Annotated in this window: 18 protein-coding genes; 6 read left to right on the top strand and 12 right to left on the bottom strand. The window is 64.4% G+C overall.

Features of this window, described 5'->3' with window-relative positions; translation table 11 throughout:
• Window positions 1–3 precede the first annotated feature (3 nt).
• The 6 genes from JC607_RS11120 to xdhA form a co-directional block, all read right to left on the bottom strand.
• On the bottom strand, window positions 4–933 hold the full coding sequence (locus JC607_RS11120; RefSeq protein ID WP_198836996.1) for an ABC transporter permease: 930 nt from the start codon (window positions 931–933) through the stop codon (window positions 4–6).
• Window positions 930–2,024 (bottom strand): ABC transporter permease, encoded by a 1,095-nt coding sequence (locus JC607_RS11115; RefSeq protein ID WP_198836995.1) that lies wholly within the window; start codon window positions 2,022–2,024, stop codon window positions 930–932. Before JC607_RS11115 ends, JC607_RS11120 begins: the two co-directional genes overlap by 4 nt.
• Before the next feature lie 96 nt (window positions 2,025–2,120).
• Window positions 2,121–3,653, bottom strand: coding sequence for an ABC transporter ATP-binding protein (locus tag JC607_RS11110; protein WP_198836994.1), 1,533 nt, complete (start codon window positions 3,651–3,653; stop codon window positions 2,121–2,123).
• Window positions 3,634–4,623: a xanthine dehydrogenase accessory protein XdhC gene (gene xdhC / locus JC607_RS11105; protein ID WP_198836993.1), complete on the bottom strand. Its 990-nt coding sequence runs from the start codon at window positions 4,621–4,623 to the stop codon at window positions 3,634–3,636. The genes JC607_RS11110 and xdhC overlap by 20 nt, the downstream gene beginning before the upstream one ends.
• Entirely contained in the window at window positions 4,616–7,060 is a 2,445-nt protein-coding gene (xdhB, locus tag JC607_RS11100) for a xanthine dehydrogenase molybdopterin binding subunit (RefSeq protein ID WP_198836992.1), read from the bottom strand. The genes xdhC and xdhB overlap by 8 nt, the downstream gene beginning before the upstream one ends.
• Window positions 7,057–8,466 carry a xanthine dehydrogenase small subunit gene (xdhA, locus tag JC607_RS11095; RefSeq protein WP_198836991.1) on the bottom strand — a complete coding sequence of 470 codons (1,410 nt, stop codon included), beginning with the start codon at window positions 8,464–8,466 and terminating at the stop codon, window positions 7,057–7,059. Before xdhA ends, xdhB begins: the two co-directional genes overlap by 4 nt.
• A gap of 256 nt (window positions 8,467–8,722) precedes the next feature.
• Between xdhA and dnaE the strand changes: the two genes are divergently transcribed.
• Window positions 8,723–12,211 (top strand): DNA polymerase III subunit alpha, encoded by a 3,489-nt coding sequence (dnaE, locus tag JC607_RS11090; RefSeq protein ID WP_198836990.1) that lies wholly within the window; start codon window positions 8,723–8,725, stop codon window positions 12,209–12,211.
• 3 nt (window positions 12,212–12,214) lie between these two features.
• Here dnaE and JC607_RS11085 read toward each other — a convergent pair whose 3' ends face one another.
• Both JC607_RS11085 and JC607_RS11080 read right to left on the bottom strand, forming a co-directional pair.
• Window positions 12,215–13,231, bottom strand: a complete 1,017-nt coding sequence (locus tag JC607_RS11085; RefSeq protein WP_198836989.1) for a hypothetical protein — start codon at window positions 13,229–13,231, stop codon at window positions 12,215–12,217.
• Window positions 13,232–13,435: 204 nt separating this feature from the next.
• On the bottom strand, window positions 13,436–13,636 hold the full coding sequence (locus tag JC607_RS11080) for a SlyX family protein (protein WP_198836988.1): 201 nt from the start codon (window positions 13,634–13,636) through the stop codon (window positions 13,436–13,438).
• 104 nt (window positions 13,637–13,740) lie between these two features.
• Here JC607_RS11080 and hisS point away from each other — a divergent pair, with 104 nt between their 5' ends.
• The 3 genes from hisS to hisG are packed head-to-tail and all read left to right on the top strand — an operon-like array spanning window position 13,741 to window position 17,035.
• Window positions 13,741–15,225: a histidine--tRNA ligase gene (gene hisS / locus JC607_RS11075; RefSeq protein ID WP_198836987.1), complete on the top strand. Its 1,485-nt coding sequence runs from the start codon at window positions 13,741–13,743 to the stop codon at window positions 15,223–15,225.
• Window positions 15,222–16,331: an ATP phosphoribosyltransferase regulatory subunit gene (locus JC607_RS11070; protein ID WP_233092860.1), complete on the top strand. Its 1,110-nt coding sequence runs from the start codon at window positions 15,222–15,224 to the stop codon at window positions 16,329–16,331. The genes hisS and JC607_RS11070 overlap by 4 nt, the downstream gene beginning before the upstream one ends.
• Window positions 16,328–17,035 carry an ATP phosphoribosyltransferase gene (hisG, locus tag JC607_RS11065; RefSeq protein WP_198837046.1) on the top strand — a complete coding sequence of 236 codons (708 nt, stop codon included), beginning with the start codon at window positions 16,328–16,330 and terminating at the stop codon, window positions 17,033–17,035. Before JC607_RS11070 ends, hisG begins: the two co-directional genes overlap by 4 nt.
• Window positions 17,036–17,048: 13 nt before the next feature.
• Here the strand turns inward: hisG and JC607_RS11060 are convergent, their stop codons facing one another.
• The 3 genes from JC607_RS11060 to puuE all read right to left on the bottom strand — a co-directional run bounded on the left by JC607_RS11060 (window position 17,049) and on the right by puuE (window position 19,936).
• The gene (locus tag JC607_RS11060; RefSeq protein ID WP_198836986.1) at window positions 17,049–17,561 is read right to left on the bottom strand and encodes an ureidoglycolate lyase; all 513 of its coding nucleotides are present in this window, start codon (window positions 17,559–17,561) and stop codon (window positions 17,049–17,051) included.
• Between the two features lie 120 nt (window positions 17,562–17,681).
• On the bottom strand, window positions 17,682–18,524 hold the full coding sequence (locus JC607_RS11055) for a bifunctional allantoicase/(S)-ureidoglycine aminohydrolase (RefSeq protein WP_198836985.1): 843 nt from the start codon (window positions 18,522–18,524) through the stop codon (window positions 17,682–17,684).
• On the bottom strand, window positions 18,521–19,936 hold the full coding sequence (gene puuE / locus JC607_RS11050) for an allantoinase PuuE (RefSeq protein ID WP_198836984.1): 1,416 nt from the start codon (window positions 19,934–19,936) through the stop codon (window positions 18,521–18,523). The genes JC607_RS11055 and puuE overlap by 4 nt, the downstream gene beginning before the upstream one ends.
• Window positions 19,937–20,108: 172 nt before the next feature.
• On the opposite strand from puuE, the gene uraH reads away from it, so the two are divergent.
• Together uraH and JC607_RS11040 are read left to right on the top strand one after the other, a co-directional pair.
• Window positions 20,109–20,465: a hydroxyisourate hydrolase gene (gene uraH / locus JC607_RS11045; protein WP_198836983.1), complete on the top strand. Its 357-nt coding sequence runs from the start codon at window positions 20,109–20,111 to the stop codon at window positions 20,463–20,465.
• Window positions 20,466–20,624: 159 nt separating this feature from the next.
• Window positions 20,625–22,139 carry a DUF2125 domain-containing protein gene (locus JC607_RS11040; protein WP_198836982.1) on the top strand — a complete coding sequence of 505 codons (1,515 nt, stop codon included), beginning with the start codon at window positions 20,625–20,627 and terminating at the stop codon, window positions 22,137–22,139.
• An 85-nt stretch (window positions 22,140–22,224) separates the two neighbouring features.
• Here JC607_RS11040 and JC607_RS11035 read toward each other — a convergent pair whose 3' ends face one another.
• On the bottom strand, window positions 22,225–23,160 hold the full coding sequence (locus JC607_RS11035) for a LysR family transcriptional regulator (protein WP_198836981.1): 936 nt from the start codon (window positions 23,158–23,160) through the stop codon (window positions 22,225–22,227).
• Window positions 23,161–23,278 lie beyond the last annotated feature (118 nt).

The following is a 23,278-nucleotide window of genomic DNA, read 5'->3' as shown; positions in this document are numbered from 1 at the left end:
GCCTCAGCGTGAGGCGTGAAAATTCTGTCCCAGAGAGGCCGGCGCGCCAAAGCTGCGGCCGCGACCCGAGGACATGATGACAAGCACGATGATCGTGATGACGTAAGGCGCCATCGTCAGATATTCGACCGGAATGGCATAGCCTGCGGCCTGGAGGTTCGGCCCCAGCACCATCAGCCCGCCAAAAAGCCAGGCACCAAAGAGCACGCGTCCGGGCCGCCAGGAGGCGAAGACCACAATCGCCAGTGCGATCCAGCCGACGCCATTGGTCATTTTGTCGGTCCATTGCGGCACCCGCACCAGGCTGACATAGGCACCGCCCATCCCGGCCATGGCGCCGCCAAACAGGATGCAGAACAGCCGGATCCGGTTGACCTTATAGCCAAGCGCATGCGCGGCTTCGTGATTCTCGCCCACCGCGCGGATGATCAGCCCGGCCCGGCTGCGGTTCAGCAGGATCCAGGTGACGAGCACCATGAACAGCGAGAAATAGACCACCCAGTCATGGCGAAAGAGCATCGGGCCGAGGAAGGGAATATCGCGCAAGGGCCCGAGGTCTAAAGGCGTGGTGACCGGCGGCTTGATGCCATTATAGCCCTGACCCGCCAGCGACGAGACTCCGATCCCGAAAAGGGTCAGCGCAAGGCCGGTGGCGACCTGATTGGCCTGGAACACCAGGGTCAAAAGCGCGAAGACCAGCGAGAAGGCGGCGCCGCAGGCCGCTCCGGCGGCAAAGCCCGCCACCGGGCTTTGCAAGGTCACGGCGGCGATAAAGCCGCTGACCGCGCCGATGATCATCATCCCCTCTACACCGAGGTTGAGGACGCCCGAGCGCTCTACCACCGTCTCGCCAAGGGCCGCGAGCAGGATCGGCACCGCGCCCACCATCAGCGAGGCGAGCAGGATCGCCACATCAAGACCACCGATGATCATGCGCCCGCTCCTGTGCGAAGGCTCCGGCCGATGCGGATGCGGTAATTCGTGAGCATATCAACTCCCAGCAGGAAGAAGAGCAGCATGCCCTGGAAGACCTGGATCGAGGCTGCGGGCAGGTTCAGCCGCGACTCGGCCAGGCTGCCGCCGACATAGGTCAGTGCCATCAAAAGCCCGGCCAGGATGATCCCCAGCGGGTTCAGCCGGCCCAGGAAGGCCACGATGATCGCGGTGAACCCGTAGCCGGTGGCGAATTTATCGGTGATCTGTCCGGAGGGGCCGCTGGCCTCGAAGATCCCCGCAAGACCCGCCAGCGCGCCGGCAAGGCCGAGGCAAAAGATCACCAGCCGGGCAGGGCTGACACCGTGGAACCGTGCGGCGCGCGGCGCCTGGCCCGCGAGGCGGATGCGAAAGCCGATGCCGTGGCGGGTCAGCAGCACATAGGCCGCCACCGCCACGCCAAGCGCTGCCACCGCCCCCCAGTGGAACCCGCTGCGCTCGATCAGATCGACATTGCGCGCGGCCGGGTAGGTCGAGAAATTGCGGCTGCCGGGAAAGCCCATGCCGTCGGGATTTCTCAGAAAGCTGAACGCCGCCTTGGCGAGGATTGCCTGGGCGACATAGACCAGCATCAGTGAGACGAGGATCTCATTGGTGTTGAATTTCGTTTTCAGGATGGCCGGGATCATGGCCCAGGCCCAGCCGCCGAAGGCGCCTGCCGCAACCATCACCGGAAAAATCAGCCGGTTTTCTGTCGGGTAGAAGGCGAGGCCAACCGAGGCGCCGATGATCGCGCCCATGATATACTGGCCCTCGGCGCCGATATTCCAGATGCCGGCACGAAAGCCCATGGCAAGCCCGACCGCGATCAGGATCAGGGGAGCCGCCTTGATGAAGAGCTGGGCGCGGAAATAGGCGGCATTGGCCCCCGCGAGCGGCTCCCAGAAAATGGTCCGGATCACGGTAAAGGGGTTCGAGCCGAGGGCTGCAAACAGCAGTCCTCCCGCCAGCATGGTCAGGAAAACCGCCAGAACCGGCGTGAACCACAGCCAGAACTGCGACGGAGTGGCGCGCCGCTCGAGCCTCAGCATGGGACGCCCCCGCCCGCCTGCCGCACCGACCAATTCCTGCACAGGAATTGGCACGATTTCTGTGCAGAAATCGGTCCTCTGGCCGATGCCGGCGCTTCAGGTCGCATGATGCGCCTCCTCCATCCCATGGGCCCCGCCCATCATCAACCCGATCTCTTCGGTGCTCAGCCCCTCGACCGGGCGCGGCACCGAGAGACGGCCCTCATTCAGCACCGCAAAGCTGTCGGCGATCTCCATCAGCTCGTCGAGATCCTGGCTGATCACCACCACGGCCGCGCCATGGCCCGCGCAATCGAGGATCTTCTGCCGGATCGCGCTTGCTGCTGCGGCATCGACCCCCCAGGTCGGCTGGTTGATCACGATGACATCGGCCCCCTGTTTCAGCTCGCGCCCCATCAGGAATTTCTGCAGATTTCCCCCCGAAAGCGCCCGCGCTGCCACATCTGGCCCCGGTGTCCGCACATCATAATCGCGGATCACCTCTTCGGTGAAGGCGCGCGTCCTGGCGCGGCGGATAAAGCCGCGATCCGAGAGGTCCATCCGCACCGATGCGGTCAGCCAGGCATTGTCGACAAGGCTCATATCCGGGGCTGCCGCATGGCCGTAGCGGTCCTCGGGCGCGGCCACGAGCCCCGCCGCGCGCCGCCGGGCCGGGCCGAGCGTGCCGATCCCGGTTCCGCCAAGCCGGATCGCGCCTGCCGGCGCCAGTATTTCGCCCGACAGCGCCAGCAAGAGCTCGTCCTGGCCATTGCCCGCAACCCCGGCGATCCCCAGAACTTCACCCTTTCGCACGCTGAAGCCCACTGCTTTGAGGGAAGTGCCGAAGAGGATCGGCGAGGCCAGAGACAGATCTTTCACCTCCAGCGCAATCTCGCCCTTCTGGCCCTTGCGTCGCGCCGGCACCGCCAGCGAGGCGCCCACCATCAGCTCCGCCATCTCACGCGCCGACCGCTCGCGCGGCGTGCAGGTTGCCACCACCCGGCCACGCCTGAGGATCGTCGCCTCATCACAGAGCGTCCGGATCTCTTCCAGCTTATGGCTGATATAAAGGATCGAGGTCCCCGCCGCCGCCAGCTGCCGGAGCGTGCGAAACAGGATCTCCACCTCCTGGGGTGTCAGAACCGAGGTCGGCTCATCCATGATCAGAAGCTTCGGATCTTGCAGCAGGCAGCGGATGATCTCGACCCGTTGCCGTTCCCCCGCCGAGAGGTCGCCCACATTGCGGCCCGGATCAAGCGGCAGGCCATAGGCTTCGGAAACCTCGCGGATCCGCGCGGAAAGGGCGCGCATCGGCGGCGGATCCTCCATCCCGAGGGCGACATTCTCGGCGACTGTCAGCGCCTCAAAGAGGCTGAAATGCTGGAAGACCATCGCAACGCCAAGACGCCGCGCCTCGGCGGGCCGCGCCGGCGCATAGGGCTGGCCGCGCAGGGTCATCCGCCCCTGGTCGGGCCGCACGAGGCCATAGATCATCTTCACCAGCGTCGATTTTCCGGCGCCGTTTTCGCCCAGAAGCGCGTGAATCTCGCCCGCGCGGATGGTGAAAGACACATCGCTGTTGGCGATGACACCCGGATAGGCCTTGGTCAGACCCTCCAGCCGCAGAAGCTCATCCGAACCGGCTGTCATCCGTGATCCCCGCCCTTTCCACCGCGCCCGACCCGGAGGTCAATCCGGATTCCCGTTTCCGTTTCAATAGTTGCACCGCCACACCAACCGCAATGGCCTGAGGGTGTTTGCCAAGGCTCATATCACCAATCGGCGAGGTGATGCGCGATATTTCAGCCGCACTATGCCCAAGGGCCAGGAGCCTGCTGCGAAACCGCGCTCCTTTCGTCGCCGATCCGATCAGCCCGATTCCCGCCACCTCCTGCCCCAGCAGGAGATGGCAGAGATCGAGATCCAGGGCATGCGAGAAGGTGACGATCAGATGGTCGGCGCCCGGTGGCACGTGACGCACCAGCTGCGCCGGATCCTCCGCCCAGACCGCATCGACGCCTTCGGGCAGGGGGGCCGGAAACCGCGCGCGCGCCGTGTCGATCCAGGTCAGCGCAAAATCCGGAAGCGGTTGCAGCACCGCGACCAGTGCCCGTCCGACATGGCCCGCCCCCCAGATCCAGAGCGGGCTGGCCGCCGGGCTCAGGGGCTCTGCCAGCCATCCGCCGGCGCAGATCGGGCCGCCCTCCCAGCCCTGGCCATTGCGCGCCCGGGCCAGGGCACGACGAACCCGGAAAGGCATCGCGCCCGCTTCCGGACTGAAAGGGCGCGCAACGACCGGGCCGGCCACACCGGCAAGCCGCGTCTCATCCCAAAGCTCGCTGACAAGATCGACCACGCCGCCACAGCATTGCCCGAGGCCCGGCCCAAGCGCATGGCGCCTCAGCCCGCCATTCCCGGCCCCCGCCAACATCTGCCGCGCCCCGCTCACGGCGAGAAATTCCAGCGCGCCGCCCCCGATCGTGCCTTGCTGGCCGCCCTCCCAGACCAGCATCGCCGCCCCGTCCTCGCGCGGGGAAGACCCCTGATGTCCGGCGATCACCACCCGGATCACCGGCCCATGGTCCGCAATTGTTGCCCGCAGGGCGCCTGCGTCAAACATCGCGCCTGACCCTTTCCACCGCTGCCAGCACCGCCTCCGGCGTCGCCGGCGCCGCCAGATCGGGCCAGACCCGTTCATCCCCGCCATCTGCGCCACAGGCCGCCACAGCCGCCGACAAAGCGGCATGGACCGAGATCCCCAGCATGAAAGGCGGCTCGCCCACTGCCTTTGATCGCCCCACCGTCGCTTCACGATTGGGCCGGTTCCACAGCTCCACATTGAAGACAGGCGGGCGGTCGGAACAGGCCGGGATCTTATAGGTCGAGGGCGCATGGGTCATCAGCCGGCCCTTGCCGTCCCAGACCAGTTCTTCGGTCGTGAGCCAGCCCGCGCCCTGAACATAGGCGCCCTCGATCTGGCCGATATCAATCGCCGGGTTCAGCGGCGATCCGGTGTCATGCAGGATGTCGGTGCGCAAAATCCGGTTTTCGCCGGTCAGGCAATCGATCACCACCTCGCTGACCGCAGCGCCATAGGCGAAGTACAAAAACGGCCGCCCCTGGCCCTTCACCCGGTCCCAGGTGATTTTCGGCGTGGCATAGAAGCCGGTCGAAGACAGCGGGATTCGCGCCTGATAGGCCCAGGCCGCGACCCTGGCAAAGGGATATTCCTCGCCCGCCACCCGCACCAGCCCGTCCTGGAACCGCACCGCCTCCGGCGCGACCTGGTGCTTTTCGGCCAGAAACGCGGCCATCCGCCCCCGGATCACCAGCGCCGCCTCGCGCGACGCCATCCCGTTCAGATCCGACCCTGACGAGGCCGCCGTAGCCGAGGTATTGGGCACTTTCGCCGTGTCGGTCGCGGTGATGCGGATATCGCCTGCCTCAAGTCCGAAGACCGCTGCCACCACCTGGGCCACCTTGAGGTTCAGACCCTGGCCCATCTCGGTGCCACCGTGATTGAGATGCACCGAGCCATCCTGGTAGACATGTACCAGCGCGCCCGCCTGGTTCAGCCATGTCAGCGTAAAAGAGATGCCGAATTTCACCGGCGTCAGTGCAATCCCGCGCCTGAGAACCTGTGACCCCGCATTCCAGGCGGCAATCTCCGCCTTCCGCGCCAGATAATCCGAACTCTGCACCAGCCGCGCCACCAGCTCCTGCCCGACGAAGTCCTCAACCGGCATCTGATAGGGCGTGGTCTGAATCTCTCCCTTCCTCTTGAGCGAAATACTCCGGGGGGCCCCGGGGGGCTGGCCCCCCGGCTCCTGGTAAATGCTGCGGGGCTGGCCCCCCGGCTCCTGGTTCATGCCGCGGGGCTGGCCCTCCGTCTCCGCTGCCGCGACAGCCGCCTCGTAGAAATTGACCCGCCGCACCTCCAGCGGCTCGCGCCCGAGGGTAAAGGCGATATGATCCATCACCCGCTCGATCCCGATCATCCCCTGCGGTCCGCCAAAGCCCCGAAAGGCGGTGGCTGAGGCTGTATTGGTCTTCAGCCGATGGCTCTCGATGCGGATATCGCGCAGGAAATAGCAGTTATCGGCATGCAGCATCGCCCGGTCCGCCACCGGCAAAGACAGATCCTGACTCCAGCCGCAGCGGAAGAGATGCGTGACCGAGATCCCAAGCACCCGGCCTTCATCGTCAAATCCCGCCTCGTAGCGGATCTCGAGATCGTGGCGCTTGCCGGTGATGACCATGTCATCATCGCGGTCATAGCGCATCTTGCAGGCCTGGCCGGTCAGGCGCGCGGCCACCGCGCAGGCAATCGCCAGCGCATTGCCCTGGCTTTCCTTGCCCCCGAAACCGCCGCCCATCCGCCTTGTCTCGACCCGGACCGCGGCCATCGGCAGATGGAGCGCATGGGCGACCTTGTGCTGGATCTCGCTTGGATGCTGGGTCGAGGACAGGATATGCATCCCGTCTTCCTGCGGCAGCGCCGCCGCGATCTGGCCCTCAAGGTAGAAATGTTCCTGGCCGCCGACCGGGAAGCGGCCCGCGATCCGCTGCGGCGCCGCTGCGATCGCCGCCGCCGCATCGCCCCGCGCCCAGATCACTGGCCCCTGTTCAAAGCGGCTGTCAGCTTTCAGCGCCTCTTCAATGGTCAGGATCGGGATTTCCTCGTGATAGTCGATGCGGGCCAGCCGCGCCGCCCGCCGCGCCGCGAGATGGCTTTCCGCCAGCACGATGAACAGCGGCTGGCCGTGGAAATGGATCGCATCCGGGCTCAGCAGCGGCTCGTCATGGGTCGAGGGCGAGCAATCCGGCACAGCGCCGAAAGCGGCGATCAGCTCTTGCGCCGTAATCACCCGGACGACACCGGGCGCGGCCAGCACCGGCGCGAGGTCGATGCTTTCAACCCGCCCGCGCGCGATGCCGGCCAGGCCAAAAGCCAGATGCAGCGCGCCTTGCGGCAAGGGGATGTCGTCGAGATAACGCGCGGTTCCCGCCACATGCAAAGGCGCAGAATCATGGGGGAGGGGTTTGCCGATGCTCATGGTGCCACCTTCAGCACCGAGGTTTCCACGCCGGAACGCTCAAAATAGCAACGCAGCAAGAGGTTTTGCGCGACGGTAAGCCGGTAGCCGGCCGAGGCGCGCATATCGGAAAGCGGCTGGTAATCCTCTGTCATGGCCCGCATCGCGCGGCGGATGGTCGTCTCGTTCCAGTCCTGGCCGATAAGCGCTGCCTCCGCCACGCGCGCGCGTTTCGGGATGGCGGCCATGCCGCCAAAAGCAATGCGGGCAGAGGAGATGCGGCCCCCGGTTACCGTGATATTGAAACAGCCGCAAAGCGCGGAAATATCCTGGTCGAAGCGTTTCGAGACCTTGTAGCAGCTCAGATCCGGGGCGGCGGGCAGGGTGATCGCCTCGACAAATTCGCCGGGGCGCCGGTCTTGTTTGCGGTAATCGAGGAAGAAATCCTCAAGCGCGAGGCTGCGGCGGGTGTCGCCCTGGCGCAGATGCAGCATTGCCCCTGCGGCGATCAGCGCGGGCGGGCCGTCGCCGATGGGCGAGCCATTGGCGATATTGCCGCCGATCGTGGCGGTGTTGCGAATCTGGGCCGAAGCGAAGCGGCGCAGGAGCTCTGCGAGGCCGGGGTGGCTGGTTTTCACCGCTTCACGCAGGCGGGTAATGGTGACCATGGCGCCGATTCGCATCCCTTCGGTCGTTGCCGTGATGTCTTGCAGCTCTTTGATCTGGTTCAGGAAAATGACCGGCGAGAGCCTGCGCAGCTGTTTGGTGACCCAAAGGCCGATATCGGTGGCACCAGCGATCAGGGTGGCCTCGGGCGTGGCGGCGTAAAGCGCGGCGAGGGCGTCTGTGGTTGTGGGCGAGAGGGGGGCTGTCTGCCCCCCTCGGCCCGGACGGGCCTCACCCCCCGAGGATATTTCCGGACAGAAAATATTGGCGTCTTCTTCGAGCCATTGCGGGATTTCTGCGGTTTCGGCCGCACGGGCCGCGCGGATGATGGGGGCATAGCCGGTGCAGCGGCAGAGATTGCCGGCGAGGCTGTCATCGTGGTTCCGGTCGCCATTCAGATGGGCGGCTGCCATCGAAGCGATGAAGCCCGGCGTGCAAAAGCCGCATTGGCTGCCGTGATGGGTGATCATGGCCTGCTGGACGGGGTGCATCTCGCCTTTGGGGCCGGTGATGCCTTCGACGGTGCGGATGGCTTTGCCTTTGAGTTGTGGCAGGAAGAGGATGCAGGCATTGACCGCCCGGGCGCCGGTCTCGTCGCGCAGGATGACGGTACAGGCGCCGCAATCGCCTTCGTTGCAGCCCTCTTTCGTGCCTTTCAGCCCGCCTGTATCGCGCAGCCAGTCGAGCAGCGTCCGGGTGGGGCTTTCGGCCTCCGGGATTTGGGTTTCAACTCCGTTCAGCCAGAAACTGATACCGGTCATTCTTCAATCCGCCGCGATACTCCCTGTGGCGGGGTCTGTGCCTGCCGGCCCGATGCGGCGTAGGGCCAGGCGGTGCGCCCCTTTGCTTATGATTTCATCAAGCCGGGCTGCGGATGGGCTGGCAAGAGGAATTATCAATCGGATGATGGAAAGAGTTTATCGCGACAGGCGAAAGCGGCTGCCGGTTTTCCGTGCAGGCCGTCGCGCGCGTCTTTCGACCCTTCCTTGCGCGGCAGGGCGGGGTTAGACTGGCGCCATGTCACGCGCCCCCAAATTCATCCATCTTCGCACCCATACTGAACATTCGCTGCTGGAAGGCGCGATCCCGGTCAAGAAGCTTGTGAAACTGGCGGCAGGCGCCGGGATGCCGGCCATCGCGGTCACCGATTCCAACAATATGTTCTGCGCGCTGGAGTTTTCCAGCCATTGCAAGGATGCCGGGGTCCAGCCCATCGTCGGCTGCCAGGTGGCGCTGGAATATGATCCGGCGGCGCCGGGCGAAAAGCCGCGTTTGCCGGCCTCGCTTGTGCTGCTGGCGCAGACCGAGGCGGGATATGAGAATCTGATGAAGCTGAATTCCTGCCTCTATCTGGGCAAGGCGGGGCAGCTGGTGCAGGTGACCGTGGATCAGCTGGCGGCACATAGCGCCGGGCTGATCTGTCTGAGCGGCGGGCCGGACGGGCCTTTGGGGCGGCTGTTGCAGGGCGGGCAGATGCCGAAGGCGCGGGCGCTGGTGGAAAAGCTGGCGGCGATCTACCCCGACCGGCTTTACATCGAAATGCAGCGCCATCCGGGCGAGGGCGGGCGGCTGCCGCCGGCGGAAGCCCTTTCCGAGCGCGGCCATATCGAGCTGGCCTATGATCTGAACCTGCCGCTGGTGGCGACAAATGACGTCTATTTCCCGAAAACCGACATGTATGAGGCGCATGACGCGCTGATCTGCATCGCGGAAGGCGCCTATGTCGACCAGCTGGAGCCGCGCCGCAGGCTGACGCCGCAGCATTATCTGAAATCCGAATCCGAGATGTGTGCGCTGTTTGCCGATTTGCCGGAGGCGCTGGAAAACACCGTCGAGATCGCGCGCCGCTGTGCCTTCATGGCCTATAAGCGCAAACCTATCCTGCCGGTTTTCGCGGAAGATGAGGTCGAGGAACTGCGTCGCCAGGCCTGGGACGGGCTTGAGAAGCGGCTCGCTGTTATTCCGCTGGCAGCACCGCGCGAGGACTATGAGGAACGGCTGAAATTCGAGCTGTCGATCATCGAGCGGATGGGGTTCCCCGGCTATTTCCTGATCGTGTCCGATTTCATCAAATGGGCGAAGGATAAAGACATTCCGGTCGGGCCGGGGCGGGGTTCGGGGGCGGGCAGCCTTGTCGCCTATGTGCTGCTGATCACCGACCTTGACCCCCTGCGCTATGCGCTGCTGTTCGAGCGGTTTTTGAATCCCGAACGGGTCTCGATGCCCGATTTCGACATCGACTTCTGCATGGATCGCCGCGAGGAGGTGATCCGTTATGTGCAGGACAAATACGGCCATGACAAAGTGGCGCAGATCATCACCTTCGGCGCGTTGCTGTCGAAAATGGCGGTGCGCGATGTCGGGCGTGTGCTGCAGATGTCCTATGGCCAGGTCGACCGTCTGGCGAAGATGATCCCGGTCGAAGGGGTCAAGCCGGTCTCGATCACCAAGGCACTGGCGGATGAGCCGCGTCTGCGCGAGGCGGCGAAAGAAGAGGTTGTCGCGCGGCTGCTGAAATATGCCGAACAGGTCGAGGGGCTCTACCGCTCCGCCGGCACCCATGCCGCCGGGGTGGTGATCGGCGACCGGCCGCTGGACGAGCTGGTGCCGCTCTACCAGGATCCGCGTTCCGACACGCCCGCCACCCAGTTCAATATGAAATGGGTCGAGGCGGCGGGGCTGGTGAAATTCGACTTCCTCGGGCTGAAGACGCTGACGGTGATCAAGGATGCGATCCGCCAGGTGCTCGAGGCCGGGCGGCCTTTGCATATCGGCCCGGATGGCACGCAGCTTTACGAGCCGCCAAAGGGCGCGGAAAACGACATCGGGCATATCCCGCTGGATGACAAACCGACCTACGATCTTTATTCCGCCGCGCGCACGGTTGCCGTCTTCCAGGTGGAAAGCTCAGGCATGATGGATGCGCTCCGGCGTATGAAACCGACCTGTATCGAGGATATCGTGGCACTGGTGGCGCTGTATCGCCCCGGCCCGATGGAAAACATCCCGACCTATTGCGAGGTGAAGAACGGCACCCGCGCGCTGGAATCCATTCACCCGACCATCGATCATATCCTGAAGGAAACCCAAGGCATCATCGTCTACCAGGAACAGGTGATGCAGATCGCCCAGGTCATGGCGGGCTACTCGCTGGGTGGCGCCGATCTGTTGCGCCGCGCGATGGGGAAAAAGATCGCCGAGGAAATGGCGAAAGAGCGGCCCAAATTCATCGAGGGCTGTACCGCCACCCACCAGATCGACACCAAAAAATCCGGCGAGGTCTTTGACCTGCTGGAGAAATTCGCGAATTACGGGTTCAACAAATCCCACGCGGCGGCCTATGCGGTGGTCAGCTACCAGACCGGCTGGATGAAGGCGAACCATCCGGTCGAATTCATGTCCGGCGTGATGAATTGCGATATCCATCTGACCGACAAGCTCGCCGTTTACAAACGCGAGCTGGACCGGATGGAGGTCAGGGTCGTGCCGCCCTGCGTCAACCGCTCGCTCGCGGTGTTTTCCGTCAGGGATCAGCAACTGGTCTACGGCCTTGGCGCGCTGAAGAATGTCGGTGTCGAGGCGATGCGGTCGATCGTCGAGGCGCGTGGCGACAGGCCTTTCGCCACGATCTTCGATTTCGCGCGCCGGGTGGATCTGAAAAAGATCGGCAAGCGCCCGATGGAGATGCTGGCCCGCGCCGGCGCCTTTGACCAGCTGGACCCCAACCGCGCCCGGATGTTCGAGGCGCTCGATGGGCTGGTCGCCTATTCGGCGGCGGTGCATGAGGCGGCGGCTTCCGCCCAGGTCTCGCTGTTTGGGTCTTCGGGCTCGGATATCCCCGAGCCGCGCATCCCCTTCCGCGATGACTGGCTGCCGGTGGAACGGCTGGGCCATGAACATCAGGCGGTGGGCTTCTACCTTTCCGGCCATCCGCTTGATGATTACATGCCGGCGCTGAAACGCCAGAAGGTGAAAACCCTGACCGAGATCACCCGCGAGGCGCTGGCCAAGGGCCCGATGATTGCGAGGATCGCGGGCTCGGTTTCGGCCCGCCAGGAGCGCAAATCGGCCAAGGGCAACCGCTTTGCCTTTGTCTCGCTTTCCGATCCGACCGGGCTTTACGAGGTCACTTGTTTCTCGGATGTGCTGGAGGCCTGCCGCGAGTTTCTGGAACCCGGCTGCAATGTGGTGCTGACGGTCAAGGTCGACCCGGAAGGCGAGGGGGTCAAGCTTCTGGCCAATGGCGTCGAACCCATCGACCGCGTGGCGGCCAAGGCCGAGGCGGCTGACATCCGCATCCATATTGACCGGCCAGAGGCGGTGAATTCCATCGCGCTCCTGCTGGGGAAATCCGAGGGAAGGATGCGCGGTCGCATCACGCTTTGTGTGCCGGATGAAGACGGGCGCGAGATCGACCTCCTGCTGCCCGACCCTTACCCGGTCAGCCCGCAGATACGGGGCGCGATCAAGGCGATGCAGGGCGTGGTGATGGTCGAAGAGGTCTGAGACCTATTCTGCCAGCACCGCCCAGCCCGCATTGTCCCAGAGCTGTGGCCCGATGCGGGTCATGAGATCGGCTGAGAGATTCTGGATGATGATCAGTCGGGGGGGAAATCTGTCGGGTGACGCGGCATGCCGCGCCCAGAGATCGGCCTTGTATCTGGCCTGGACTGCATCGGCGTCCTTTGCGTAGCTCATGGCCCACCCCGTGAGTTGCCGCAGATCGGCAAGATCATTCCCGTCAGGATCCGTGACCCATAAGATCAGATCTGTGCGAGGCATTGCGGCGACGATCCGCGAACCAGGGGCTGCGTTCGACTCCCAGAACGCGTTTTGCAGCATGAGGCTCCAGGCGTCGTCGCCCATAACCATGTAGATACGCCCCCCTTCCAGGATCTGTGCAGACAGGCCGGCTGTCATCGCCGTAAGATTGGCCAGCCCTGCATTGACGGTTTCCCTGCGATTGCAGGTCGAATGTCCGACGCGCCTTTTCAGACATTCAGGCGTAAAATGATAATTGTATCCCTTGTCCGAAATGCGCTGCCACATCCCCCAGTGCACCTGAAACTGTTCCGTGAGGGCTGTGCTGACGCCATTCTTCCTCTTCCAGGGCTTTGCGTCCCAGGCATCAAGGTCACCCTTCAGCATGATCCGGGGCACGATCAGCCCGGGCTGTGGTGGCGTGGGCGCAGGACGGGCCCTGCTGCGGGCGGTGTTCTCCTCGTATTGCTGCAGCAACTCTGACGCGAAGGCCTGTGCCAGCTGTTCGCGCATGGCTCCGTCCGTTTCCTCGCGCAGGCTGACTGTCAGGTCCTGCAACCCGATAATGGGAATTTTTCCAGGAATTATGCGTCGGTTCAGGTTTTCGGCATAGCGCTCCGCCAGATCCGGCGCCTGCTTATGCATCTCATCCAGCACCATCCGCATCATGTGCCGATCATCCAGCGGGCGCGGCAGATCGGCCATGCCGGGGGCGGGCAGGGCGCTGATAAGGAGGGCGAGGCAAAGGAAAAATGGGCGCAGCATGGTTACAATCACCGGATCAGATCACGGGGAGAGCTTTCCGCCCAAATGTGTTAGAATTCAGACCAAAGTTCAGGCCAGAGTTTCAGGCCAGCCGATGTCTGCGCGCCTGTGCCCCCATATGACAATGGCCCGGCAGACCTTCCTGCCCGCAACGCTTTTGCCCGCAATGCTTCTGCACCGGGTCAGCGCAGCTTTCCCCCGCCATCACCAATGCGGCGGCGGCTGGTTCGCGGCCGGGGCCTCGCCCGCCATCTGCTCGCGTTCGGCCTCGCGCTCCATCAGCATATGCACCCGGCGGTTCAGCTGGGTGATCTCGCGATCCTGGCGCGCCACCACATCCGACAGGTCATCCACCGCCCGGATCAGATGCGCGATCCGCTCCTCCACCGCCTCTGTCACTGCCATACCATCCCCCGCTTGTCGCGTCTTGCCCCATCCGCTAGAGGATGCAGCAACTGTCGCCGGGCTGCAATCGCCCGCAAAGGCTCCTCTATCCGAAGGCAAGACCCATGGCTGAAGGCAAGATCCGCCGCCCCCGGGCCGAGACCCCCAAGGGATTTCGTGATTATTTCGGGGCCGAGGTCACCGAACGCAAGGCGATGCTCGACGCCATTGCCGGGGTCTATCATCGCTACGGGTTCGAGGCGCTGGAGACGTCGGCGGTGGAAACCGTCGAGGCGCTTGGCAAATTCCTCCCCGATGTCGACCGCCCGAATGAGGGGGTTTTCGCCTGGCAGGATGAGGACGAGGCCTGGATGGCCTTGCGCTACGACCTGACCGCGCCTCTCGCGCGGGTTGCGGCGCAATATCGCAATGATCTGCCCTCGCCCTATCGCCGCTATGCGATGGGGCCGGTCTGGCGCAACGAGAAACCGGGTCCGGGCCGGTTCCGCCAGTTCTACCAATGCGACGCCGATACGGTCGGCACCGGGTCGGTGGCCGCCGACGCCGAGATCTGCGCCATGCTCTCGGATGCGCTGGAAGTGGTCGGCATCCCGCGCGGCGATTATGTGGTCAAGGTGAACAACCGCAAAGTGCTGAACGGGGTGATGGAGGTCGCGGGCGTTCTCGACCCGTCCGACGCCACCCGGTTCGAGGCCGAGCGCGGCATTGTGCTCCGCGCTATCGACAAGATCGACCGGCTGGGCGATGCGGGGGTGCGCGCGCTATTGGGAGAAGGCCGTAAGGACGAGAGCGGCGATTTCACCAAAGGCGCCGGGCTGTCGTCTGAGCAGGCCGAGGTGGTGATGGGTTTCGTTTCCGCCAAACGCGACAGCGGCGCGGAGACGGTCGCGCGGCTGCGCGAGCTGGTCGGTGCCTCAGCGCTTGGCGCGGAGGGCGTCAATGAACTGGAAACCATCGCGGCGCTGCTCGATGCCCAGGGCTATGGGCCTGACCGGATCGTGCTCGATCCAGGCGTGGTGCGCGGCCTGGGCTATTACACTGGCCCGGTGTTCGAGGCCGAACTGACCTTCGAAATCCTTGATGAGAAGGGCCGCAAGCGCCAGTTCGGCTCGGTCGCCGGCGGCGGGCGTTATGATGATCTGGTGAAACGCTTCACCGGCCAGGCGGTGCCTGCGACCGGCGTGTCAATCGGGGTCGACCGGCTCCTTGCGGCGCTGCAGGCGAAAGGCCGTGTCGCGGCGGATACCACCGGCCCGGTCGTCGTGACCGTGATGGACCGTGACCGCATGGCCGATTACATGTCGATGGTCGCGGATCTCAGGAATGCCGGCATCCGCGCCGAGGTCTATCTCGGCAATCCGAAGAACTTCGGCAACCAGCTGAAATATGCGGATAAACGGCAAAGCCCGGTGGCGGTGATCCAGGGTTCGGACGAGGCGGCGCGCGGTGTTGTGGTGCTGAAAGACCTGATCCTCGGCGCGAAAATCGCCGAGAATGCCACGCTGGAAGAATGGAAGGACCGTCCTGCCCAGGTCGAAACCCCGCGCGGCGATCTCGTCGCGACTGTGCGCAAGATGCTGGGGCAATGATGCTTTCCGCCAGTGACAGGGCCGCCATCCGCGCGGTTGCCGATGAACTTTACACCCGGCTTCTCGCCGCCGGTGCCGTGCCGGTCGAGACCGAGATCCTGCAACCCGCCGGCCCGCTCCTTGATCTCTACGGAGAGGATATCCGCGCCCGCGCCTATGTGACCGCCGATCCGGGCCTTGGCGAAATGATGCTGCGCCCCGATTTCACCGTGCCGGTGGTCGAGGCCCATATGCGCGACGGGGCCGAGCCTGCGCGCTATGCCTATATGGGCGAGGTCTTTCGCCGCCAGGAAGACCCCGATGCCCGCGCCCGCGAATATCTCCAGGTGGGTTTCGAGATTTTTGATCGCGCCGCGCCCGAGGCCGATGCCGAGGTCTTCGCGCTGTTTTCCGACCTGCTGGCGCCGCTGAACCTGCGCCCTGCGACCGGCGATATCGGCATCCTGATGGCCGCCGTGCGCGGGTTATCAACCTCGGACCGGCGCAAGGCGGCCCTCTTGCGTCATATCTGGCGCCCTAAGCGGTTTCGCGCACTGCTCGACCGTTTTGCGGGGCGTGCGGCACCTTCGCCGGCCCGGGCCGCGCTGCTCGATCGCCTGAAATCCGATACGCCAGAGGCGCTGATCGAGGCCGCAGGCCCGCTTGTCGGCCTGCGCTCACCCGAAGATATTGCCGGACGCGCCGCCGCGCTGATCGAAGATGCGGCCACGCCCCCCATCGCCGCGACCGAGGCCGCGCTGCTCTATGACCTGCTGACGCTCCAGGCGCCCTCGCTGGCGGCGCTGGCGCATCTGCGCGGGATTGCGCCCATGCTGCCTGCGATCACCCCGGCGATCGAGCGCTTTGCGGCGCGGCTCGAGGCGCTGAAGGCGCGCGGCGTCAATGTCGAAACCCTGCCTTTCGAGGCCAGCCATGGCCGCACCACGCTGGAATATTATGACGGCTTCGTCTTCACCCTGGCGGCGGCCGATCCCGGCCTGCCGGCAGTGGCCTCGGGCGGGCGCTATGACGCGCTGACGGCGCATCTGGGCCAGGGCGGCTCGATTCCGGCTGTCGGGGGGATCATCCGCCCCGAACTGGTCGCGCGGCTGAAAGGGGCAATCTGATGCTCAAGATCGGGGTGCCGTCCAAGGGCCGGCTGATGGAGAAAACCTTCGACTGGTTCGGTGCACGTGGGCTGAGCATGGCGAAGACCGGGAATGAGCGGGAATATTCCGGCCGGATCGACGGGATCGACGGGGTCGAGCTGGTGATGCTTTCCGCCGGCGAGATCCCGCGCGAGCTGGCGGCGGGCCGCATCCATCTGGGCGTTACCGGATCGGATCTGGTGCGCGACAAGCTGGCGGCGTGGCGCGCCCAGGTGGCCGACTGGCAGCCGCTTGGCTTTGGCCATGCCGATCTGGTGATCGCGGTGCCCCAGGCCTGGGTCGATGTCGATACGCTGGATGATCTGGATGCCGCCGCCAGCGCCTTCCGGGCGCAACACGGGTTTCGCCTCAGGATCGCGACGAAATATCACCGTCTCGTGCGCGAATTCCTGACCGCCAATGGCGTCGCCGATTATGCGCTGGTGGACAGCCAGGGCGCGACCGAGGGCACGGTGAAGAACCTCACCGCTGAGGCGATTGCCGATATCACCTCTTCAGGCGAGACGCTGCGCGCCAACCACCTGAAAATCCTCCCGGAGGGGCTGATCCATCAAAGCCAGGCGACCCTGTTTCTGGCCCGCAATGCGGATTGGGCGCCCGATCAGACTGCGACCCTCACGGCCCTTGCGACCAGGCTGGGTCTCCTGATGCCAGGGATCTGATCTTCCTCTTGACCTAAATACTCCGGGGTGCGGGGTGGAACCCCGCTTTCACCACGAGCCAGGGGCGCGGATAGCGGTATTCCTCGAGATTGCGGCTCTCCCCGATCCGGTCCACGACCGCAAACAGCCCCGGCGCGCCGAGCGGCGTCAGCACCCCGTGCCAGGTGCCGCGATGCAGGTTCACGCCCTGCGCGCCATTGGTCAGAAACGCGCGCGGCACCGCGCCCGGGTCCGTTGCGACAATCACCAGGAAGGGCTGGTCCGACATCGGGAGGAAGGCCTGCGAGCCCTCAGGATGGCGCTCGATCAGGTCGAATTCATAGGGCAGGGCGCGCGGGACCGCGCTGAAAACCGAGATGCCGGCGCGGCCGGGCGGGGCGGTCCCGGCTCCGAAATCCAGACGGGCAAGGTCATGATGGCGCTGGCAGAGCCCGTCATTGATCAGGCGGTGGGGGCCGGTTGCCTCAAGAACGTCGCCGAAGGGGGCGAAGGCGTCCGGTGTCAGGGGGTCTGGGTGGATCTCCATGGCGGCCTTTACGCTTGTGGTGAGCGCCGGGGGCTTTCCGCCCCCAGCCGGCTGGCTTTTTGAACCAATGGCAAAACCAGCTGCTCCCCGAAGGTGTTTTCAGACAGAAAATGCGAGCAGTCAGCGCCCGAAGGCGCCAGGGCCGCGCAGTTTCGCGTGGCGGTTGACGTCCTTGTAAAGCAGGTAACGGAAGGGACCCGGGCCGCCGGCATAGCAGGCCTGGGGACAATAGGCGCGCAGCCACATGAAATCGCCCGCCTCGACCTCGACCCAGTCCTGGTTGAGTTTATAGACCGCCTTGCCCTCAAGCACATAGAGCCCGTGTTCCATGACATGGGTCTCTTCAAACGGAATCACGCCGCCGGGCTGGAAGGTGACGACGGTGACATGCCCATCATGGCGCAGATCGTCGGGCGCGACGAAACGGGTGGTGGCCCAGACGCCACCGGTTTCGGGCATCGGGGTGGGGGCGATATCGCGCTCATTGATCACGATGGGGTCGGGGGGCGTCAGGCCCGGGGCGGGCTCCCACAGTTTGCGGATCCAGTGGAACCGCGCGGGGCTGCGGCCTTCGGCAAACAGCGTCCATGAGGTGCCGGGCGGGATATAGGCATAGGCGCCTGCCTCCATCTCATAACCCTCGCCGTTCAGCGTCAGGGTGGCGAGGCCGCCGGTGAAGAAGAGCCAGCCTTCGGCGCCGGCATCGGGTTCGGGGGTCGCGGAGCCTCCGCCGGGCGCGACCTCCATCACATATTGGCTGAAGGTTTCCGCAAAGCCCGACATCGGGCGGGCGATCAGCCAGAGCTTTGTTTTATCCCATCCCGGCAGGAAACTGGTGAGGATGTCGGAGAAACAGCCCTTCGGGATCACCGCATAGGCATCGGTGAACACGGCCCGTCCGGTCATCAGCCGGGTCTGCGGGGGCAGGCCGCCTTCGGGAGCGTAATAGCTGCGTGTGGTCATGGCAGGAGGTCTTTCAGACGAAGGGTGGCAATGCGTTCCACCTGGGTGCAGGCGGCCTTGAACTCGGTCTCGCTGTCATTGGCGAGGCGGGCCTCAAACGCGGCGAGGATCGAGGTTTTGGTATTGTCACGGACCGCGATGATGAACGGAAAGCCGTGACGCGCGGTATAGGCGGTGTTGAGGCGCTGAAAGGTTTCGCGCTCGGCATCGGTCAGGGCATCAAGCGCCGCCGAGGCCTGTTCGGAGGTGCTTTCCGCCGTCAGCCGTTTCGCGGCGGCCAGTTTGCCGGCGAGATCGGGATGGGCGCGCAGCACCTGAAGCCGTGCCTCGGGGGATGCACGGCGGAAGGCGCGGGCCAGTACAGAGGCCAGCCCCGCAGCACTGTCATGGGCGGGGCCAAGCTCCAGCTCCCAGGCCTGATCCGCGATCCAGGGCGAATGTTCGTAAATGCCGCCGAACCGGGCGACAAATGCCGCGCGCGACATCTGCGAGGGGCGGTCCTGCGCGACCGGTGGATGGATGCGTCGCCAGTGATCGGCAATATCGATGCGGCGGGGGAACCAGACGCCCTCATGACCCTGCGCGTAATCGAGAAATTTCTGCAGGCCGGCAAATTTTCCGGGCCGTCCGATCAGCCGGTTATGCAGGCCTATGGAAAACATCTTCGCATGACCCGCGAGGCCTTCGGCATAAAGCACATCAAAGCTGTCCTTCAGATAGGTGAAGAACTGCTCGCCGGTGATATAGCCCGGCGCAGTGGCAAAGCGCATGTCATTTGCCTCGAGCGTATAGGGGATCACCAGCTGATCATGGTCGCCGGTGGTCAGCCACCAGGGCAGATCGTCGTCATATGTGTCGGAAATCCAGGCGAGGCGCCGGGTCGCGGCGGTCAGCCGCACCGTGTTCATCGAGCAGCGTCCGGTATACCAGCCCGAAGGCGGCGCCCCGGTGACCTCTTCATGCAGGCGGAAAGCCTCGGCAATCGCTGCGGCCTCATCGGCCTCGGGCATATCGCGATGTTCGACCCATTTCAGCCCGTGGCTCGCGATTTCCCAGCCCGCCTCCTGCATCGCGGCCACCTGTTCGGGGTTGCGCGCCAGGGCAGTCGCGACGCCGTAGATCGTGACCGGAATCCCCCGCCGGGTGAACAGGCGGTGGAGCCGCCAGAAGCCCGCCCGCGCGCCGTAATCGTAAAGCGATTCCATATTCCAGTGGCGCAGGCCAGGCCAGGGCTGCGCGCCCGCGATATCCGAGAGGAAGGCTTCGGACCCGGCATCACCATGCAGGATGTTATTCTCGCCGCCTTCTTCATAATTCAGCACCAGCGAGATGGCGATCTTCGCCCCCCCAGGCCAGGCCGCATCGGGAGGATTGGGGCCATAGCCTCGGAAATCGCGGGGGTAGCGGGTCATGAATACGGGCTCCGGCAGTGCTGTCACACAGGAGAATAGCGCGTGGCGGGCGGCAAGGCTTTTCTGTTTTGCGCGAAACTCCTTCCTGGTCTTACGGGTCTTGTTGCAAGAGACTCGCCTGCGCGGCGCTGCCATGCTTTGCTGGCGGCACTGATCAGGAGAGGGGCGGCAGATGGGTGGCAGGCTGACGACACATGTGCTGGACACCGCGCGGGGCCAGCCGGCAGCGGGGCTTGCGATCAGCCTGTGGCGCATCGAAGGGAACGGGCGCGCGCTGCTTGCCCGGGTGGTGACCAATGCGGATGGCCGCTGCGATGCACCGCTTCTGGCGGGGGAGGCGATGCGGGCCGGGGAATATGAGCTGGTCTTTGCCGCGGGCGATTATCTGCGCCAGAGCGGCCAGGCCCAGGGCGATGGGCTGTTTCTTGACCAGATCCCGATCCGCTTTGGCATTGGCTGCGCTGACCAGCATTATCACGTGCCACTGCTGCTGAGCCCCTTCGCCTATTCAACCTATCGGGGCAGCTGACCGCCGGGCCTTTTTCCCTGGATTGCGGCCCTTCCGGATGCTATTTTTGCAGGGCCCGACAAATTACGTAGAATTCCGCCGGTCGGGAAAGGCTGACTTGCAGTCTGCCCCTAACCTTGGCATGTCACTCGCGTAATTGCATTGTTCCGGAGAGATCACATGGCGTTTCTGAGGCATGGCTTTGCCGTTCCCGCAATGGTCGTTCTGATGAGTGGAAGCGCCCATGCGGCGCTGACCGCTGATCAGGTCTGGCAGTCCTGGAAGGACGGCGCCGGCCTGATCGGGCTGACCATCAATGTCGCGACCGAAGCGAATTCGGGCGGCACTCTGACCCTCAACGGTCTGAGCATCGCGCCGGAAGGCGCGCCGGATCCGCTGACCGTCTCGGCGCTGACCCTGACCGAGAACAGCGACGGCACCGTCACCATCACCCCCGGCGACGCGATCGGCTTCCAGACCGGCACCGCCGAAGAAGGTGGCACGGCCAAACTGACCCATGACGGTCTGTCCATCATCGCCCGCGAAGGCGATAATGGTGGCATCATCTATGATTATTCGGCGAAAAAGCTCGATATTGCCTATGATTTCACCACCCCGGGCTTTGCTTATGGCGAAGATGAAACCCCGGCACCGGGCAAAGATAACGGCAACTTCACCTTTGAAGGGCTGAAGGGCAGCTACAGCGATATCCCGGGCACCAACCGCGTGTTCTCGGTGGCGCTTGAGACGGCGAAGCTGATCTATTCGGTCAATTCGGACCAGCCATCGATCGAGACGAAAAGCATCTCGAGCAGCGAATCCGTCGATCTGGCGCTGACCGCTGAATTCACCCTGCCGACCACGATCACCCTTGGCGAGATCCAGTCGCCGGCTGATTTCGGTACCGCGCTGCAACAGGGTCTCCAGCTCAAGCTGAACACCACCAACGGCGCCTCCACGGGCAAATCCAGCGAGAAGTCGATGTTCATGTCGTTTGACATGGATATGAAGGCCGGCCCGGCTACGGCGGATGTGCTGTTCAACAAGGATGTCTTCAGCCTTGCCTCCAAAGGCAATGACGGCATGGAGATCATCGTGACCTCCGAAGGCCTGCCGGCCCCGGCAAAGATCAACATCGCCAATGTCGAGATGAATCTGCTTTCGCCGGTCATGTCGGGGGAAACCGCTGCCGATTACGGCCTGAAGCTGATCCTTGGTCAGCTGACGCTGAATGACGAAAGCTGGGGCCTCTTTGACCCGAATTCCGCGCTGAAGCGTGATCCGATCGATCTGGCGCTTGATCTCAGCGGCAAGGCGAAAGTCGACTGGATCGCGATGGCGGTTGCAGATGAAACCGGCGGTGAGCCGGTGATCCCGGAGCCGGAATCGCTGAACATCACCCAGGCCGCGCTGAAACTGGCCGGTGCCGCCCTTAACGCAACCGGCGCGCTGACCTTCGACAACAGCATCGGCTTCCCGGCTCCGCTGGGCGAAGTGAATGTGAACCTCACCGGGGCAGAGCAGCTGATCAACGGCCTGATCGCCATCGGCGTCATCGCGGAACAGGATGCAATGGGCGCGCGGATGATGATGGGCATGTTCATGGTGCCGGGTTCGGAACCCGACAGCCTGACCTCGAAAATCGAGTTCAAAGAAGGCTTCAGCATCTTCGCAAATGGCCAGCAGCTGCAATAAGCTGAGGCCTTGGCCCGACAATCCGGAACGCGGCCCTTCGGGGCCGCGTTCTGCATTTGCGGGACTGCATTTGCGGGAAAGCGGTTTACAAAAGAGCAGCCGACGGGCCATCGGTCTCGCGCCGGATTGCCTCGCGGATATGCGTTACGATGTAATCGGCAAAGAGCTTCAGCTTCGGGTCTTTCAGCCGCCGGTGCTGCATCAGGATTGCGAGCTGGGTGTCGAGCGGCGGCGTGGCCACCGCCACCGGCACCAGCCGGCCCTCGCGCAGATGCGCCGCCACCTCAAACAGCGGTTTGAGCACAATGCCCCGCCCATCCAGCGCCCAGCCGGTCAGCACATCGCCATCATCACTTTCAAACGGGCCGCTGACGGCGAATTGCTGCGGCCCGTCAGGGGTTTCCAGCGTCCAGCGATATTCGCGCACGCCCGGATAGCGCAGGATCAGGCAGTCATGCCCGTCTCTGATCAGCGCCGCGCCATCCGCCGGCATCCCGCGCCGCGCGACATAATCCGGCGCGGCACAAAGCACCCGCGGCGCCCCTGAGATCAGCCGCATTTTCAGCGAGGAATCCTCGGGCATGCCAAGATGGAAGGCGAGGTCGATCCCCTCGGCCAGGATATCCACCGGCCGGTCCGAAAGCCGCAGCCGCAGCTCGATCTGCGGCCAGAGATCCTTGAAGGCGGGCACATGTGGCGCGATCAGCCGCCGCCCGACCCCCAGCGGTGCCGAGATGACAATGGTGCCGCGCGGATTCTGCGTCGCGGTCATCAGGGCCGCTTCGGCCTCTGCAATCGCCTCAAGCACCGTGAGCGCGCCATCGTAAAACAGCCGCCCGTTCGAGGTCGGTTGCAGCGAGCGCGTGGTGCGGTTGAAGAGCCGGGTGCCAAGATGCTTTTCCAGCTCGGAGATCCTGGACGAGGCGACGGCGGGCGAACAGCGCTGATCCCGCGCCGCCGCTGACATCGAGCCAAGGTCATAGACCCTGACGAACATCCTCAGATTGTTGACATAGCTCATCCTGAAATCCGGATTGGCGCAGAAGCGGAGAGAGTTTGATTGTTCGGCCCTGTTTGAAAGTGCCCAGAGATTATCCCGGTTAACAGGAAAGCCGGCTTCGGTATAGCCTGGCATTCAG

It is taken from the genome of Paracoccus sp. IB05 (genome assembly GCF_016405985.1).
Classification (GTDB): domain Bacteria; phylum Pseudomonadota; class Alphaproteobacteria; order Rhodobacterales; family Rhodobacteraceae; genus Pseudogemmobacter.
This window is presented reverse-complemented; position numbering and strand designations above follow the sequence as displayed.